At 67.8% G+C, this 17,491-nt stretch carries 16 protein-coding genes; 5 read left to right on the top strand and 11 right to left on the bottom strand.

Annotated features, from left to right (window positions below; translation table 11 throughout):
• Nucleotides 1-14 precede the first annotated feature (14 nt).
• The 10 genes from ACI3KU_RS04685 to ACI3KU_RS04640 form a co-directional block, all read right to left on the bottom strand.
• On the bottom strand, nt 15-860 hold the full coding sequence (locus ACI3KU_RS04685; RefSeq protein WP_404921125.1) for a carbohydrate ABC transporter permease: 846 nt from the start codon (nt 858-860) through the stop codon (nt 15-17).
• The gene (locus ACI3KU_RS04680; RefSeq protein ID WP_404921124.1) at nt 857-1,774 is read right to left on the bottom strand and encodes a carbohydrate ABC transporter permease; all 918 of its coding nucleotides are present in this window, start codon (nt 1,772-1,774) and stop codon (nt 857-859) included. The genes ACI3KU_RS04685 and ACI3KU_RS04680 overlap by 4 nt, the downstream gene beginning before the upstream one ends.
• The gene (locus ACI3KU_RS04675; protein WP_404921123.1) at nt 1,771-2,793 is read right to left on the bottom strand and encodes a LacI family DNA-binding transcriptional regulator; all 1,023 of its coding nucleotides are present in this window, start codon (nt 2,791-2,793) and stop codon (nt 1,771-1,773) included. Before ACI3KU_RS04675 ends, ACI3KU_RS04680 begins: the two co-directional genes overlap by 4 nt.
• A 112-nt stretch (nt 2,794-2,905) precedes the next feature.
• Entirely contained in the window at nt 2,906-3,706 is an 801-nt protein-coding gene (locus ACI3KU_RS04670; protein WP_404921122.1) for an HpcH/HpaI aldolase/citrate lyase family protein, read from the bottom strand.
• Entirely contained in the window at nt 3,703-4,920 is a 1,218-nt protein-coding gene (locus tag ACI3KU_RS04665; protein ID WP_404921121.1) for a CaiB/BaiF CoA transferase family protein, read from the bottom strand. The genes ACI3KU_RS04670 and ACI3KU_RS04665 overlap by 4 nt, the downstream gene beginning before the upstream one ends.
• A gap of 94 nt (nt 4,921-5,014) precedes the next feature.
• A complete protein-coding gene (locus tag ACI3KU_RS04660) occupies nt 5,015-6,865 on the bottom strand; it encodes an Ig-like domain-containing protein (protein WP_404921120.1) in 1,851 nt (616 codons plus the stop codon).
• A gap of 238 nt (nt 6,866-7,103) precedes the next feature.
• Nucleotides 7,104-8,597 carry a glycoside hydrolase family 3 N-terminal domain-containing protein gene (locus ACI3KU_RS04655; RefSeq protein WP_404921119.1) on the bottom strand — a complete coding sequence of 498 codons (1,494 nt, stop codon included), beginning with the start codon at nt 8,595-8,597 and terminating at the stop codon, nt 7,104-7,106.
• Nucleotides 8,594-9,424 (bottom strand): carbohydrate ABC transporter permease, encoded by an 831-nt coding sequence (locus ACI3KU_RS04650; protein WP_404921118.1) that lies wholly within the window; start codon nt 9,422-9,424, stop codon nt 8,594-8,596. The genes ACI3KU_RS04655 and ACI3KU_RS04650 overlap by 4 nt, the downstream gene beginning before the upstream one ends.
• Nucleotides 9,421-10,398: a carbohydrate ABC transporter permease gene (locus ACI3KU_RS04645; protein ID WP_404921117.1), complete on the bottom strand. Its 978-nt coding sequence runs from the start codon at nt 10,396-10,398 to the stop codon at nt 9,421-9,423. Before ACI3KU_RS04645 ends, ACI3KU_RS04650 begins: the two co-directional genes overlap by 4 nt.
• A gap of 13 nt (nt 10,399-10,411) precedes the next feature.
• On the bottom strand, nt 10,412-11,722 hold the full coding sequence (locus ACI3KU_RS04640; RefSeq protein WP_404921116.1) for a sugar ABC transporter substrate-binding protein: 1,311 nt from the start codon (nt 11,720-11,722) through the stop codon (nt 10,412-10,414).
• A gap of 336 nt (nt 11,723-12,058) precedes the next feature.
• Between ACI3KU_RS04640 and ACI3KU_RS04635 the strand changes: the two genes are divergently transcribed.
• Together ACI3KU_RS04635 and ACI3KU_RS04630 are read left to right on the top strand one after the other, a co-directional pair.
• Entirely contained in the window at nt 12,059-12,925 is an 867-nt protein-coding gene (locus tag ACI3KU_RS04635; RefSeq protein WP_404921115.1) for a spermidine synthase, read from the top strand.
• 107 nt (nt 12,926-13,032) lie between these two features.
• Entirely contained in the window at nt 13,033-13,710 is a 678-nt protein-coding gene (locus ACI3KU_RS04630; protein ID WP_404921114.1) for a hypothetical protein, read from the top strand.
• Nucleotides 13,711-13,814: 104 nt separating this feature from the next.
• On the opposite strand, the gene ACI3KU_RS04625 is transcribed toward ACI3KU_RS04630, so the two are convergent.
• Nucleotides 13,815-14,726 (bottom strand): sugar kinase, encoded by a 912-nt coding sequence (locus tag ACI3KU_RS04625; protein WP_404921113.1) that lies wholly within the window; start codon nt 14,724-14,726, stop codon nt 13,815-13,817.
• A gap of 104 nt (nt 14,727-14,830) precedes the next feature.
• Between ACI3KU_RS04625 and ACI3KU_RS04620 the strand changes: the two genes are divergently transcribed.
• The 3 genes from ACI3KU_RS04620 to ACI3KU_RS04610 are packed head-to-tail and all read left to right on the top strand — an operon-like array spanning nt 14,831 to nt 17,461.
• Nucleotides 14,831-15,319, top strand: a complete 489-nt coding sequence (locus ACI3KU_RS04620; protein ID WP_404921112.1) for a SprT-like domain-containing protein — start codon at nt 14,831-14,833, stop codon at nt 15,317-15,319.
• A 35-nt stretch (nt 15,320-15,354) separates the two neighbouring features.
• Nucleotides 15,355-16,425: a hypothetical protein gene (locus ACI3KU_RS04615; RefSeq protein ID WP_404921111.1), complete on the top strand. Its 1,071-nt coding sequence runs from the start codon at nt 15,355-15,357 to the stop codon at nt 16,423-16,425.
• A 22-nt stretch (nt 16,426-16,447) separates the two neighbouring features.
• Nucleotides 16,448-17,461, top strand: a complete 1,014-nt coding sequence (locus tag ACI3KU_RS04610; protein ID WP_404921110.1) for a hypothetical protein — start codon at nt 16,448-16,450, stop codon at nt 17,459-17,461.
• Nucleotides 17,462-17,491: the final 30 nt, after the last annotated feature.

Below are 17,491 nucleotides of genomic sequence, written 5' to 3'. Positions count from 1 at the left end.
ATGGGTGGTGCAGGTCAGCCCTTCACGGCACCGGAGATGAGCCCCTTGGCGAGGCGCTTCTGCAGCAGCGAGAAGAAGATGATGCTCGGGATGCTGGCCAGGAGTGCACCGGCGGCGAGCGGGCCGACGGCGACCTTTCCTTCGCCACCGACGAAAGTCGCCAGCGCGATGGGAAGCGTGTAGTTGTCCGGGTTCTGCAGAAGCACGAGCGCGAAGAAGAACTCGTTGTACGCGGAGACGAAGCTGAACATCGCCGTCGCCACGATCCCCGGCATCAGCAGCGGGAACACGATGGTGCGCATCGCCGTGAACTTCGACGCGCCGTCGATGGAGGCCGCCTCTTCGATGTCGAACGGGATCGCCGACACGTACCCCTGCAGCATCCAGAGCGAGAACGGCAGCGTGTAGACGGTGTAGACCACGATGAGTCCGAGCAGCGAGTCCACGAGACCCGCACCACGCAGGATGAAGAACAGCGGGATGATCACGAGGATCACGGGGAAGATCTGGCTCACCAGGATGTAGCCGACCCCGACCGCCCGCATCCGCCCCTGGTATCGCGCCATGACGTAGGCACCGGGGATGGAGATCGCGGTGGTGAAGATCGTGGTGACTACGGCGACCACGAGGCTGTTCCACGCGGCACGCGGCAGGCCCTGCCGCTCGAATGCGGCGATGAAGTTGTCGATCGTCGGCTGCGCCGGGATCAGATTGACCGCCAGCGAGTTGATCTCCGCCGAGGACTTGAAGGCGGTGGAGAGCAACCACAGCAGCGGGAAGCCGAGGAAGATCAGGAAACCGGCGAGAGCGAGATACTGCAGGGTGCGTACCGTGCGGCGACGCGCGACTGAGGTGGTCATGACTCGCTCCTGTCTGAACGCAGCTGGCGCCAGAGCGCAACGGTGAGGATCGCCACCAGGAAGATGACGATGACGTCTCCCATCGCGGCGGCGCTGCCGGTGTTGCGTGACTTGAACGCCTCGAGATAGGTGAACAGCATCGGCAGCATGGTCCGACCGCCGGGGCCGCCCTCGGTCATCACGTAGACGATGCCGAAGGAGTTGAAGTTCCAGATGAAGCTCAGGCTCGTGATGGAGAAGATGACGGGGCGCAGTGCAGGCAGCGTGACGTGGAAGAAGCGCTGCCAGGCGCTCGCACCGTCGACCGCCGCCGCCTCCAGCAACTCCCCCGGGACGTTCTGCAATCCGGCCAGCAGCACCACGGTGTTCTGGGGCATGCCGACCCACACGCCCACGAGGATGACCGCGGGCAGCGCGAGGGAGAAGTCACCCAGCCAGTTGATGTGGGCAGGACCCCCCAGGCTGCCGATCAGCCAGTTGAGCGGCCCGTTGGTGGGCGAGTAGATCATCTGCCACATCACAGCCACCACCACGGGTGGCATGGCCCACGGGATCAGCGCGAGCACCCGGGTGATGCCGCGGAACTTCATATCCGTGTTCAGCAGCAGAGCCAGGCACAGTCCGCCGACCAGCTGCAGGGCGGTCACGGTGACCGACCAGATCATGCCGATGCCGAAGGACTGCCAGAACTGCGTGTCCGAGGCGAGGTCGACGAAGTTCTGCAACCCGACGAACTGCGTGTCGTGATTACGTGCCAGGCGCGAGTCGGTGAACGCCGTCGCCACACCCACGAACAACGGGACGACGCTCAGAATCAGGATGGGAAGGACCGTGGGGATCGCCAGGGCGATCGCCTCATTGCGACGGGTGCGGGCTAGACCGCCCCGACGCGCGGTCACTATTGGTGCACTCATGACATCTCCAGTGAAGTCGAGCCGCGCACGACGAGGGTGGCCTCGACGGTCGCGTGTTGTGCGGAACGAGTGGGATCGGAAAAGCGGGACAGCAGCATGCGGGCGGCCAGCCGGCCACGATCCGCGGACTGCAGGGAGACGGTGGTCAGGCCGGGCAGGTAGATGGCCGCGAGCTCGGTGTCATCGATGCCGGTGATGGCCAGGTCGGCGGGAACGCGGAGGCCGAAGCGATGCGCCGCATGGATCGCGCCGATGCCGATCAGGTCGTTCACCGCGACGATGGCGTCGAGTTCGACCCCGCCCTGCCGGCAGCGCGTGAGCAGCTCGGTTCCGGCATCGATGCCGGCCGTGGAGGTGAAGTCGCGAGCGGTGATCTGCGCGTGCTCGGGAACCGCCAGGCCGTGACGCTTCATCGCGGCCACGAAGCCGGCGCGTCGGGCAGCACCCGGGTTCGTGTTGCCCGGTCCGTGGATCGCGCCGATCCGCGTGCGCCCGAGCGAGACGAGGTGGTCGATGATCATTCCGATGGCGGCGGACGAGTCCACGAACACGGAGTCGATGCTGAGGTCGGAGTGCAGGTTCCCGATCACGACCACCGGGACGACGGTCTCGGAGAGGGCCTGCCGCAACGCGGGCGAGACTCGCAGCGGCGAAATGATCAGGCCGTCTCCCGCTCCCATGCTGAGGCTGCGCACCAGCTCCACGGTCTGGTCCGGGCCCCGACCGGTGGCTGAGACGCTGAGGCGGATGGTGTCGCCGAGCTCGGCCTCGATGGCGCGGAGCATCTGCACGTAGTTCGGGTTTCCGATGTCGTCCACCGCGAACACCACCTGGCGTCGTCCACCGAGGCGCAGCTGGCGCGCCGTGGCGTCGGGGAGGTAGCCGATGCTCTTCGCCGCCTGGCGAACCCGGCGAACCATGTCGGGGCTGGCCGAGCGTCCGGTGAGGGCCCGCGACGCCGACGCTAGCGAAACGCCCGCGGTCGCGGCCACCTCGTGCAGTGTCGGTTTGTCGCCCATGGCGCTCCTCGTCGAGCCGGTGTGTAAACGTTTCCATCGAGTTCGGATGGAAACGTTTCCAATTCCGGCGTTCGTATGGTGCAGTGACCTTAGGGGCGGGGGGACCGGCTTGTCAACCGTGCTGTTCGACGGCCCGAAGGATGGCGTCCGCGCGGCCCCGCATCGCGCGATCCACCATCTCGCCGCTGCGCAGCGTGGCAACTCCGCCCTCCCCCAGAGCGGCCTGCACTTCGCGAGCCCACGCAACCTGTTCCGGCGTGGGAGCGAACACCGCGCGGATGGGCGCGAGCTGGCGCGGGTGTACGGCCATGCGACCGACGAGGCCCAGATCCGCACCGCGTCGCGTGTCGGCGATGAGGCCCGCCTCGTCAGCGATGCGCGGGAACACGGAGATCATCGGAGCATCGAGCCCGGCCGCGTGCGCGGCGAACACCGCGGTGAGTCGAGCGTGATCCAGAACCTGGTCCGCTCCCCCGAGCTGACTGCGCAGGTCGCTCTCACCCAGCGCGATCGCGGTGACCGCGGGGTGCTCGCCGATGGCACGGGCGTCCAGAACGGCGCGCGCGGATTCCAGGAGTGCGGTGAGAGGGCGGCGGCCGATGTGCGCGGCGACGTCGTCCAGCAGGGCGAGCTCTTCGGTCTTCGGGAGTCGCACTCCCACGGTGGGCGCAAGCTCGGCGACGGCTCGGAGATCATCGAGGTCGCCCGCGTTGACCCGCACCTCGATACCGACGTCCAGAGTCTCGGCATGGTCGCGGAGCCAGGTGACCACCTGGGACCGCGCCTCCGCTTTGGCCGCCGGCGCGACGGCGTCTTCCAGGTCGAAGACGACGAGATCGGCGCCGCTGCTCGCAGCCTTCTCGAATCGATCCGGGCGGTCGCCGGGTACGTAGAGGCCGGTCAGGCGCGTCATACGACACCTCTTTCCGTCAGATCGTCGATCTCCTGCGGGCTGAGTCCCAGATCCGTGAGCACATCCCGGGTGTCCGCGCCGTGCGCCCGTCCGGTCCAGCGGATCGAACCCGGGGTGCGCGAGAGCCGGAACAGGACGTTCTGCATGGCGACATCACCGAAGTCCGGGTCGGGGACACGGGCCACTGTTCCCAGCGCCGCGTACTGCGGATCGGCAACGACGCCCCGCACATCGGACACCGCCGCGATCGCCGCGGACACCTCTTCGAAGCGGGCGATCACATCGTCTGCGTCGCGTGAACCGATCCACTGCTGAACGGCATCGTCGAGTTCGTCGGCGTGCTGTGCGCGCTCATGGCCGCTGGCGAACCAGCTCTGCTCGGTGAGATCGGCGCGCCCCACGAGCTGCATGACGCGTTCGGCGATCGACTGCGAACTGGTGGACACGGCGAGCCACACGCCATCGCGGCTGCGGTAGACGTTGCGGGGCGCGTTGTTCACGGAGCGGTTGCCGGTGCGCGGCTGCACGATGCCGAGCTGGTCCCATGCCGTGATCTGCCCACCGAGGAGCATGAGGATCGGCTCGATGATGGCCATGTCCACCACCTGGCCCACGCCGTCGCGCTCGGTGGCGCGAAGCGTGGCCATCACGGCGTAGGCGGTGGCGAGAGCCGTGATCCCGTCGGCCAGACCGAACGGCGGCAGCGTCGGCGGCCCGTCGGGCGCGCCCGTGAGCGCAGCGAATCCGCTCATCGCCTCGGCGAGTGATCCGAACCCCGGTCGGCCGGCGTACGGACCCACCTGACCGAACGCGGTGACGCGCGCGAGCACGAGGCGGGGATTCACCTCGAACAGCCGCTCGGGAGACAGGCCCCAGCGCTCCAGGGTGCCGGGTCGGAAGTTCTCGATCATCACGTCGGCGCCGGCGACGAGCCGCAGCAGGATCTCAGCGCCATCGGCGGCACTGAGATCGAGCGTCAGGGTGCGCTTGTTCCGCCCCAGGGTCTTCCACCACAGGTTGACGCCGTCCTTCTGCGGTCCGTGTCCGCGGGCGGCGTCGGGGCGGCGCGGGTGCTCGACCTTCGTGACGTCGGCGCCGAAATCACCGAGGAAGGTGGCGGCGAGCGGACCGGCGAACAGCGTTGACACGTCCAGAACCCTGACGCCGGCGAGGGGTGGCTGCGGAACGGTTTCCAGATCTGGCGTCTCGAACATGCGACATGGTACTCCGAGGCCACACGCGAATGACGTGCCCGGTGCCGCTCTTGCGGCACCGGGCACGTCGTCAGGTCAGCGGATCAGCCGCGGGTCAGCGGACGCTGGAGCGTCGTCGGGCGATCACCAGCACAGCCCCCATCGCGGCCAGCACGGCGGCGGCGATCGCACCGCCACCCAGCACGCCACCGTCGGTACCTGTGGTCGGCAGCGTCGTTCCGCGCGGAGCGGAGCTCGTCGGAGCGGAGGAGGTCACAGGAGCGGCCGGCGTTGTCGCCGTCGCCGAGGGGTCCGGCGTGGTTGACGGCGTGATGCTCGGCTCTGGCGTTGTCGTCGGAGTCGCGGTCGGAGTCGCGGTCGCGGTTGGCGTGGCCGTCGGTGTGACGGTCGGAGTCGGTTCCGGCGTCACCGTCGGCGACGGTGTTGCTGTGGGCGTGACCGTCGGAGTCGGCTCCGGCGTGGCCGTCGGCGTCGCGGTGGGCGTCGGCGTAGCCGTGGGCTCCGGCGTGGATGTCGGTGTAGCCGTGGGCGTCGGCGTCGCAGTGGGCGTCGGTGTCGGCGACGGCGACGGCGACGGCGTCACCGGATCCGCAACGTTGGCCAGCACGATCTCCACCCGCTGACCACCGACACCCGCGAGCGAGTAGCAGCCGTCAGCGTTCGGACCCGTGACGCCGGCACCGGTGATCGTGTACGGCTTCCACGTGACGTCATCGACGTCGGGCACCTTCTCGCACAGCACGATCGGGGTGTCTGCCGGGTAATAGCCCGAGTTCACGAGAGTGCCGTCGGCGGGAACCGCGATGGTCTCGGTGACGTCCCCAGACGTGGCGGTGAGTTCGTAGCTGTCGGGAAGCTCCGCGTCGGAGTTGTTCGTGAGCTGCTTCGAGACCGCGAACGAGGTGTACTCGCCGGCGTCCGCACCGCCGCCGCCAAACGCCTTCGGCGTCACGGTGGCGTCCTTGGACTCGCCGTTGACGAGTGCGTCGTTGGCGAAGAGGTCTGTCTCGAAGGAGACGGCGCCGGTCGCGACGGAGGTGTAGCGCAGACGGTACTGATATCCGAAGGCCATGTCGTCGATCGAGAACGTGAAGCTCGTGGCGGAGTCGTCCACCGTCGGCGCGCTGAACGTCTCGCCGAGGAAGTTGGAGTATCCGGCGACGTAGCTGCCGTCCAGCGGCAGATCCATGCGCGTCTCGATGAGGCCCTTGGTCGGGTCGGTGGGGTCCTGCTGGTAACGGGTGAGCACGAACGAGTCGGCGACCAGCGTGTGCGGCTGATTCGGCGACGTGGACGTCAGCGTGTCGCTCACGTCGAAGCGACGCACGGCCTGGGCGTCATCGGGACTGCTGCCCGGCCACATCAGGATGTTCCACATGAGGACCGCCTTGCCGTCGACGATCTCGCCCGAACCGGATTTGTCGGTGCCGAACCCCGGTCGCCACTCCCCCGGTGTGGCGGGCGTGGGGACGGGCAGCGGGATCGCCCCGCCGCCGACCTCCCAGACCGGCCCCGGCTCACCCTCGGCCGTCTCCTCCAGCGTGCCGACGAACCAGATGTCACCCTGCGGGTCGCGGTAGGGACCGTCGGGAAGGAACGTGCACAGGATGGCCGTGGCCTGGTACTCGCACCGTGCGATCGGTGTGCCGGTCTCATCCAGCAGCGAGAACGGAGCGGACTGCACCAGCTCGAAGCTGGAGGGCAGCGGAACCGTGAACGTGTCGCCGGCGTTCACCTGTCCTGCGACGTGCCAGTCCGCCTGGAAGCGCAGCTGGTCATCGGTGGTGAGCGGCGTGCTCGGGTCGACAGGCTCGCCCCCGAGCAGCACCTGCGGATTTGTGATCTCGACCGGTCGCTCAGCCGCGCTCGCCGCGGGCGCGACCGCCAGAGCGGTCCCCGCGGCCAGAGCGGCGGCGACGAATGCGGACGCCAGTATTCGGCGCATAAATGACCCCCAGATCGTGATGGATGCTCGCGAGGTGACGGAACAATCCGTCGCGACCGGACGCCGGCATGCACCAACGTCCCGAGCAGAAGACCATCGGGTGCCCCCAGGCCCCGATCGTGTCGTCCGACGCTAACAGCCGGGCCGGTCCTGCCACCCTCATATGGCTCATCTGTGGATAAGTCCGCGAACGACGACGGGCGCATCCCCGAAGGAGATGCGCCCGTCGTCAGCAAGATCAGTCGCGGACGAGGATCTTCCGTGCGGCGAGAGCTGCCAGTCGGCTCGACGCCCGAACCTGCACCAGCGGGATCGGCCATTGCGCTGCGTCCGCGCTGACCGGGATGCCCGTGTTGACCACGACGGCGTCGGCACCGGTGGATGCCACCGCCGAGACGACATCGCGCTGCGCAGGATCCACCGCCACGCGATCCACCAGCACGATGATGCGCTCCGCCGGATCGGTCACGGCCGCGGCGATCGCCGCGGTGCGCTCGGCATCCGTCGCGCGATCCGGATCCACCCGCAGCACGCTTCCCTCCGCCGCAAGGACGGTGGAGACATACGAGGCAGCGCTGTCCACAGCGAACGACGCGCGCTTGCGTGCATCCACCACGACGGCCGATGCGGCGGGCACCAGGCTCGCACCGGAACGCACCGTCACGGCACGGTCAGCGAGATCCTGAGCATCGAAAGCGGCGGCATCGTCGCCCGGGGCTGACGCGGCGAGGCGTCGTCCGAGACCCGCGACACGATCGGCCGCGGCCTGCACAGACTCGGGCGCGAGCGTCCCATCGCGAAGAGCGGCGATCACGGCCGACTGCACGGCGAAGAAGTCGCGCTCGTCCTGATCCGGTGCCATCGCATCGCCCGGGTTCGTGGGGTTGCCGATGCACAGCAGATCGGCACCCGCCTGCAGCGCCAGGACGGCACCGGCACCGAGTCCGTAGGTCTCGCGGATGGCGGCCATGTCGAGCGCGTCGGTGACGATGACACCGTCGAAGCCGTCCGTGCGCAGGCCGCCGAGGATCTCGGCGTTCAGCGTCGCAGGCAGCGGTCCGAACTGCGGGATCACGATGTGCGCCGTCATGATCATATCCACACCCGCCGCGATGGCGGCGACGAACGGCGCACGGTGCTCGGCCAGCTGCGCCTCCGTGAGACGCAGCGTCGGCAGATCGTGGTGCGAATCCAGGTGCGTGTCGCCGTGCCCCGGGAAGTGCTTCACGCACGCCGCGACGGCACCGGAGGCCTGAATGCCCTCCACCTGTGCGACGCCGTGACGAGAGACCAGGTCGACGTCGTCGCCGAACGCCCGCACACCGATCACGGGGTTGCGCGGGTCGGTGTTCACGTCCGCATCGGGTCCGAGCTGCGCATTGACGCCCACCGCGTGCAGGCGACGTGCGATCTCCGCCCCCGTGGCACGGGTCGCGTCGAGGTCGTCGAGGAAGCCGAGCTGAGCCGCGCCGAGCACCGTGGAGCCGTGCGTGGTCTCGAGCCGCGTGACCGAGCCACCCTCCTCGTCGATGCCGATCAGGATCGACGGATTCGCATCGCGCAGGTCGGAGCTCAGCTGCGCCAGATCGTCGCCCACGTTCTGAGCGAAGTACACGACACCGGCAAGTCCCGCTCGCAGTTCATCCAGCAGCCAGGCCGGTGCACTACGGCCGAGGAAACCCGGCCACAGCACCCCGTTCGCCAGGCGACGAAGGTCGTCCTCGGAGGTCATCCCTTCACCGCTCCCGCCACAACGCCCGAGCTGAGGCGACGCTGCACGATCACGAAGAAGATCATCACCGGGAGGGTGATCAGCGTCGAAGCCGCCATGATGGAGCCCCAGTCGTTGGAGTGCAGTCCGAAGAAGGACTTGAGGCCAATGGCCACCGTGTACTGGTCGCTCTCAGAGCCGAGGATGGTCATCGCGAAGATGAACTCGTTCCAGGCAGTGATGAAGGAGAAGACGCTGGTGGCGACGAGGCCGGGCATTGTGAGCGGGAGCATGACCGAGCGGAACATGCGCCACCACGAGGCACCGTCGACATACGCGGCCTCTTCGAGCTCGACCGGAACCGCAGCGACGAAGCCGCGCAGCATCCAGATGCCGAAGGGCAGCGAGAGGGCGACGTAGACCACCATCAGGCCCAGCAGGGAGTTGAGCAGTCCGAGGCTCTTCACCTGCAGGAACAGCGGGATGACGAGCGCCTCGAGCGGCACCATCTGGATCACAAGGATCATCATCAGCATGGTGGTGCGGAACTTGAAGCGGAAGCGCGCCACGGCCACGGAGGCCAGCAGCGCGACGAAGCCGCTGATGAGGACCACGACCGCGGCCACGATCAGCGAGTTGCGCAGATACAGCCCGAAGCCGGCGTCGCCCAGCACGTAGGCGAAGTTGTCCCAGCCGAACTCCTTCGGCAGGAAGGAGGATCCGCCGTCGCCCGCGCGCTTGTCGAAGGCCGACTTCATCATCCAGTAGACAGGGAACAGCGTGAAGATCAGCAGCGCCGCGACAGCGACACCGATCCCGACCTTGCCGGTGAGGCTCTTCTGCTTCACAGCTGGTCCTCCTTGAAGAGTGTGCGGATGTAGACCGCGGTGATGCCCATCAGCACGAGCGTGAGCAGGACGGCGAGTGCGGAGCCGAAGCCGTAGCGGTTCTGTCCGAAGGATTCGATGTAGCTCCACACGCCGAGGTTCAGCACCTCGCGGTTCGAGCCGGCGCCGCCGGGCATGAGGTACACCTGCGCAAAGACCTTGAAGTCCCAGATGGTCGAGAGGATCACGACCACGGAGAAGACCGGCTTCAGCGTGGGGAAGGTGATGCGCCAGAACCGCGTCCAGGCGTTCGCGCCGTCCAGTTCTGCGGCCTCGAGCATCTCCTTCGAGACGCCGAGCAGGCCCGCCAGGATGGTGATCGCGATGAACGGGAAGCCGTGGTGGATGACGTTCAGCAGCACGATGCCGTAGAACGACCAGCGGTTGGTGAACCAGTTGACAGGCTCATCGATGATCCCGGCACCCTGCAGCAGGGAGTTCACGAGGCCCTTGTCGGCGTCGAAGACCCAGGTCCAGACGTAGGTTCCGGTGACGGCGGGCATCGCCCACGCCACCATGATCGCGCTGGAGACGATGGTGCGCCACGTCGTGCCGAGGCGAGCGAGCAGCAACGCGACGAGCGTTCCGAAGGCGACGGTGCCGAGCACCGAGACGATCGCGAAGCCGACGGTGTTGGGAAGCACAACGGTCCACAGCGTCGGCGAGCTGAACGCCTCGGTGTAGTTGTCGACGCCGTTGAAGTTGGACTTGCCCGTGTTGATCTCGCGCAGACCGTAGTTCTGCAGCGAGATGATGACAACCCGGATCAGCGGCCAGATCATCAGGCCGCCGAGGATTACCAGGGCGGGTGCGAGAAGCAGCCACGGCCGTGCTTTGGCCATGGTGATGAAGCGTCGGCCACGCCCGGCGCCCGAGGGCGCGGCGACCGAAGTCGCCGCGCCCGGGGCGGGAGCGGGCGCCTGGATGGAACTCAAGGCGCGCCCCGGATTACTTCTGGTTGAGGATGTCGGTCATCTCCGCAGCGGCGTCCTTCGTCGCCGTGGCGACGTCCTTCTGTCCGCTGAGGATCGACTGGATCATCGTGTTGGTGGTCTGCTTGGCCTGAACCGCACCGAACTTCGGGGTGACGGGCACCGAGGCACCGCCGTCGACCATCTGCTCGGCGAACGGAGCCACCAGCGGGTCGGTCGACTTCAGGGCTTCGTCGAGGCCGCTCTTGATGCCGGGGAAGTAGCCGGTCTGGCTGGCCCACTCGCTGGCGAGCTCACCCGTGGTCATGATCTTGATGAGCTCCCAGGCGAGCTCCGGGTGCTTGGTGGTGTTGAACGCAGACAGGTGCGAGCCGCCGAGCACGGAACCGGCGATGCCGCCGTCCTTGGCCGGAATGACCGCGGCACCGATCTTGCCCTCGAGCTCCGGGTTCTTCTCCAGCAGCGACTTCGGGGTCCAGGAGCCGGAGATCATCGTGGCGACCGTGCCGCTCGTGAACGCGTCACGCACGTCGGTCTCCTTCCACGTGGTGGCACCCGCCGTGGAGAAGCCGTACTTGGTGGCGAGGTCCGTATAGAACTGCAAGCCCTCGACCGACTTCTCGGAGTCCAGCTCGCTCTTCCACTTGTCGCCGTCCTTGACGGCGACCTCGCCGCCAGCGCCCCAGACCCAGGGGTAGACCTGGAACTCGGCGTTGCCGGGAACCGCGAACGCGGCCATCTCGGGGTGCGCCGCCTTGATGGCCTCACCGTTCTTGATGATGTCGTCCCAGTTCTTCGGAGCCGACAGGCCGAGCTCTTCGTAGATGTCGGCGCGGTAGATGATGGAGCGCACACCGGCGTACCACGGCATGCCGTAGAGCTTGCCGTCATAGGTGCCGGCCTCTTCGAGACCCGGAACCAGGTCCTTCTTCAGTCCATCGACCGAGTCGACGTAGTCGTCCAGCTCCAGCAGCGCGCCGGCGTCAGCAAACTCCGGGGTCCAGGTGGTGCCGGTCTCGGCGACGTCGGGGGTGGTGCCACCGGCGATGCTCGTGACGAATCGGTCGTGTCCGTCGGCCCACTGGATCTCTTCGAACTTGACCGTGGCACCGGTCTTCTCCTTGAAGGCCGCAGCGACCTTCTCCTGGTACGCGCTGGAGTCAGGGTTGGTGCCCTGCATGATCCAGGCCGTGATGGTCACGTCCTTGTTGTCGTCAGGGTTCACGGTGGCCTCGCCGGCACCGGTGGAACCACCGGAAGAGCAGGCGGTCAGGCCGAAGGCCGCGACTGCGCCGAATGCGGCGACGGTCAACATGCGCTTGTTCACGTTTGTCTCCTCGTTGAAACCCGGGCGGCCCGGGAGGCTGTGGACGTGCTTTGTTAGGAGCACTTACATTTCTCGTGAGTCTACGGACCGCCGGTCGAAATGACAAAAAGTTTTCAGGATCGTTATCAAGTGTGGAAATTCGTGACACTCCGACAGAATGTGGCGCGACGCCGAGTGTACGCGCGGAATTTCGGGGTCCTCTCGCTGGCAAGATGGCCCGCGACGCGGCCTGATTGCGGTTGCGCGGTGGGGATTCCGCGCACAGAAAGGCGCCTTCCGCACACGCTTGCCCACCCGCCGCGGCGGCGCCGTCACCGGCGCGAGTACGCTCGAGGGGTGGCACGACGCAGCAGAGAAGAGCCCGACTCCCCGCGGGTGCGGCTGAGCGATGGAACGCTCGCGCGCGTCGCGCGCAGCGAGTTCACCAGCGGCTGGGAGCTGCTGGTGGATGAGACGCCTCAGTCCCACGTCGATCTGGACGACCCCACGCATCTGCACTTCGAGTACATCGCCCGCATCGGAGCGGTGATCGATGTCCTGAAGCCCGCCGGTGAGCCCCTCACCGCGGTGCACCTCGGCGGTGGCGCTCTGACCGTGCCCCGCTACATCGCCGTCACCCGACCCGACTCTCGCCAACAGGTGATCGAGCTGGAACCCGGGCTTTGGGACCTCGTTCGCGAACATCTTCCACTGCCGCGCGGTGCGGCGATTCGCGTTCGGATCGGCGATGCCCGCGCCGGCGTGGAGAAGCTACCCGGCGGCATCCTCGGCCAGGTGGATCTGGTGGTGAGCGATGTGTTCGCGGGAGCACAGACCCCGGCACACGTCACCTCCGTGGAGTTCTACACCTCCGTCGCGAAACTCCTCGCGGCGGACGGGGTGGTCCTCGTGAACGTGGCGGACGGACCGGGCCTGGCCTACGCGCGCCGGCAGATCGCCACGCTGCGCCAGGTGCTCCCCCACGTCGCGGTGCTTGCGGAGGCGCAGGTGCTGAAGGGGCGTCGATTCGGCAATCTGGTGCTTGCAGCGTCTCGCACACCACTGCCCACCGACTGGCTTCCACGGCTGCTTGCGGCGGGCCCTCATCCCGCGAAGATCGCCACGGATCGCGAAGTGGATCAGCTCGCGTCGGGTGCTCTGCCGGTCACGGATGCCGACGCCGTTGCCTCACCGCGACCCAATGCGTCGATCTTCGATCGCTGATTTCTCGCCCTTTTGCGCATCGCGACACGTGTCATCGGTGTGCCACAGGCGCCACGGGGCGGACCGCTGACACACTAGGAACAGCGCCATCGGGAAGGGAGCGACGAGTGAGCTTGATCCGCGGGTATGACCCGGAGACTCTGCGCGAGCTGATCGACCCGAAGGAGTGCGAGGCTCGGCTCGAGGAGATCAGCGCCCAGCGCAGCCTCCCCGCCCTCCTGGAGCGCGTGTGGTTACTGAAGGTGCTCGGTCAATTCGACGATGCGCTCAAGGTGTCGGAGCAGTCCGTGCGTCAAGCGCGTATGGCCGGCACCCGCAAGGACCTGTTGCGTGCCCGCATCCTGCACGCCACGGTGGTGCACTCTCGCGGTGGCAGCAGCGCCGCAGAGCAGGAGCTGACGATGTGTGCCGAAGAGGCCGAGGCACAGGGATGGCACGGCATCGCCGCCTTCGCCGTGCAGCACCGCGGCCGACTCAACTTCGACAACGCCGAATACTCCCTGGCTCGGCACGACTTCAAGAAGTCGCTCTTCCTCCGCCAGCAGGCGGGCGCGGACGAGGGTGAGCTGGAGTCGATCCTGATGTACGTGGACGCCGCCGATCGTCGTTGGGCGCGAGACGCCGCGCACCAGGCCACGCCGGTTGCCGATGCGCTGGAGGCTCGGCTGTCCGCCGGTGACGCTCCGGCCGAGAAGCCACGCGTCGACGCCGCGCGTCGGGAGTCGTTGATCCGTCGCCCGGTGGAGAATCGTTCGCGCGACGCCGAGGACGCCGCCGTTCGCTGACGCTGCACCCCTGCGGCAACGGAGATCGAAAACACATCTCCCGGCGCACGCGGGGAGGCCTTTTCTCTCTCCCACGCCGGTTTCTGTCGGCGCAGCGCCCGGGATCAGCCGCGCGGGATGTCGTCGGGAAGATCGCCGGCGGAACGCAGCGTGCGAGCCGCGCGCACATGACCGGTGAGCAGACGCTCCTCCGCGGGCTGACCCGCCAGGAAACCGTGCAGCCATCCGGACGCGTAGGCGTCGCCGGCACCCACCGGCTCGACGACCTCCACGGGAGGCGTTGCCACGAAGGTCTCGGAGTCTCCATCGAACTCTGTAGCTCCGATCGGGCCGTCCTTGACCACGAGCGTTGGCACGTCAGGCAGCAGCGCCCGAACGTCGGCGGGCGTCTCCACATCCCACAGCCCCTGGGCCTCATCGAGTCCCACGAAGCAAATGTCGGCGCGCTCGGCGAACTCCCGCAGCACGTCGGACGCGGTCTGCAGGTCGGGCCACAGCGCTGCGCGATGGTTGACATCGAAGCTCACCAGGACGCCGGCCTCGCGCGCCCGATCGATGAGCACAAGGGCGAACTCGCGGCACGACGGCGACAGCGCCGGGGTGATGCCCGAGAGGTGGAGCACGCGGAAGCGCTCGATGGGGACCGCACGCGCGTCGTCCGCGTTCAGTCGGCTCGCGGCGGAGCCGGCGCGGTAGTAGACGACGCCGTTACCCGGGTCCTTGACGTAAAGGCCGGTCCGCTCGCCCGCACGCACCTCGACGAGCGAGACATCGACGCCCGCGGCGCGCAGGCGTCGGAGGATGCGCTCTCCGACCGCGTCCGCACCGAGCGCGCTGAACCACGATGCCTGGTCACCCAGCGTCGCCAGGTGCGCCGCGACGTTCGATTCGGCGCCACCGGTCTCCAGCAGGAAGCTCGTCCCCGTCACCACCGGCGACGCATCGCTCGTGGTGACCACGCCCATCGTCTCCCCCACACACAGAACGCCGACGGGGGACGGTGCGAAATCACTCATGCTCTGCTCTCATCAGGCGGATGGGGGTGATGTCATTCTAGTCAGCGAGCCCTCGCCGCTCGCCGCTCGAGCCCACTGTCGGAGGCCCGCCGTAAGCTGAGAACATGTCAGAGTTGGGGCGCGTGGAGGTCTGGGCGAACGCGCTCATCCACACTCATCTGGACCCCTCGTGGACGTTCGGTTTCGACAATGCGAAGCGTCGCGCGGGGCTGTGCGACTACAACCGCAAGCGCATCTCTGTCTCGCGCTACCTGGCGGCCCGGTACGACGACGACACCAATCACCAGACGCTGTTGCATGAGGTGGCCCATGCCTTGGCCGGTCCTGCCGCAGGTCACGGGCCGCGGTGGAAGCGCATCGCACGCGATCTGGGATACGTCGGAGGCACCACCCATCGCGGGGAGACAGCCAACGAGCTCGCGCCCTGGGTGGGCGTCTGCCCCGCGGGCCATCTCGCATATCGGCACCGCAAACCCACACGACTCGCCTCATGTGTGAAGTGCGCGGCGCAATACGACCCGCGCTTTCACTTCACGTGGACACGGCGCGAGATCTCCGCCGCAACACGACGGGCGGCCGTCGCTCCGCGCTGAATGGTGAGTGCGCGCGGTTAGGCGAAGATGGGGGCATGCTCAGCGACGACGATGCCCGAGAACTCCGCGAGCTGCAGCGGCGTGTGTTCCGGCGCGGAGATGTGCTGGGAACCACGGAGCTGGGACGCCTCGATGAGCTGACACGACGGGCTGAAGAATCCGCCGCCCCGGCCCAGGTCGTCCCGCCGGATGCGACGGCGCGTGCGGAGGACCTCCGTGATCTCCTGGGCGGCATCGGTGAGGAGTCGGAGGTGCCCGCCGTGCGGTCCGCGCCCTCGCGACGTCGGGGACGGATCGTCGTGGCCGCTGTTGGTGTCTTCGCTCTGTTCGCTGCGCTCGCTGCCGCGTTCTTCGTGGGTCGTGCCACCGTTCCCACCGCCCCCGAAGCCTTGCAGCAGGTGGTCGAAACGGGTGAGAAGATCGCGGCGACGCATGGCTGGGTGACCTGGAACTACGCCGGATCGCTCAACGGAATCGACTACTTCGCGGGCGTGCCCGAATCAGGCGAGCGCTGCGTGCTTCCCGTCTCCATATCCGTCATGCCCCGACCGACTGATCCGCTGTGCACCCCGCCGAAGACAACCGACATGGTTCTGCAGACCGACGTTCACACGGCCGAGGGCGGCGCGCAGACCGAATTCACGACGAGTGTTGCGTGGAATTCCGACTCGATCGCCCGTCTGACCGCGTCGGCGCAACCGACGGCTGAAAGTCTCGGCAGCGCCCTCACGTTCGCGGCCCTCGGCGAGCTTGCGGAGGATCGCGCGCGAGTGTTCGGCATCACCGAGTGGGATGCGCCTCCGACGCTGCTGGATTTCTCGCTCACCGCCGGAGTGTCCGACGCGCGCGCGGTCAGCTTCAGCTACTGGGCGGGGACGGCGCAGGGCGCCCGTGCGGTCGTCGTCGCGACAGCCGAGAACACGATCATCAGCTACCTGGACAACCAGCAGGATCCGCAGGGCGGTCCTCGAGAATCGTCGGTGGACTTGGATCCTCGCCTGATGTTGCCGGACGCACCGGTGGACGACACGCAGCCCACCTGGTTCTGGCGCGTCGAATGGCCCGTGGACGGCACCCCGACGTTGGTTCCGATCTGGCAGGAGTGAGATGGGGGGACGGACGGGAATCATGGACGATAGCTCGGACGAGGAACGTCGACGCCTCCTGGCCGCGGCGTATGGGCGCGAGGGAGCGGGCCTCGATGCGGTGGAGAAGCAGCGGCTCACCGAGCTCCTCCGAAGTGCTCACTCGCCGTTGGCGGACACTCACCAGCGGGACGACGCCGGAGCGCTCGCACACCCTGTGGAAACGGTCGCTCTGTCCACGGCGGCCACGGCGCAGCACCCCCGCCGTCTCCTCGTGAGCCTCCTCACGATCGTGGGTGTGGCAGTTGTGGCCCTCGCCGTCGGTTGGGTGGGACGCGGTTGGATACCCGTGCCCGCGACGGATGAGGCGCAGATCCCCGTGGACGCAGCCGTCGCCGCCACCCTCGACGCCGCGCGCGGGGAAGTCGCCAACGAAGCGGATCCCAACACGCTCGTGAACATCGGGATGCTGAACGGTGCCGTCGTGTGGGAAGCCCGTTCGGCGGATCGCGACAGCCGCTGCTTTGTGTTGGCCACCATTCCCGACGCGAGCCAGCCGGCCGGTGCCGACCTCCTGACCTGCACACCGGAATCGGCGGGCGCTGCCGAGCTGTGGTCGACCTCCGCCTCCGGGGAGCTGTACACGGCGCGGGGGACGATCCAGGCGGTGTGGGGCGGGCAGCGGCCGGCCCAGCTCGAGCCGATGTGGCAGGAGGTCACAGTGACTCCGCTGGCGCCGAGCGTGATCATCGATCGCACGCGGGCTGCGCCCAGCGAAGGCGAGGGCACAATCGCGACGCCTGTGGCCGTCTCCGGGCTCACCGCCCTCTGGGCGGTGGAGCGCGACGGACCACGCTGCATCTACGCGATCACGCTGTCGGGATCGGACGTGAACGTGGCAGGCTTCGAAAGCGCCTCCTCGTGCCGCGAGGATGGCGAGTCGCCGACGTGGACCTTCCCCGGTCCCGACTTCAACTCCCCCGACGCACCGCCCGTCCGCACGGTCATCACCTGGGTCCCCGGGGAGGAGCCCGTCGCTTCGCTCCTCGCCGAGTAGGCGGTGTCAGCCCGATCGATGCGCCGCCGA

The organism is Microbacterium sp. ZW T5_56 (assembly GCF_044987425.1).
In the GTDB taxonomy this organism is placed as follows: domain Bacteria; phylum Actinomycetota; class Actinomycetes; order Actinomycetales; family Microbacteriaceae; genus Microbacterium.
This window is presented reverse-complemented; position numbering and strand designations above follow the sequence as displayed.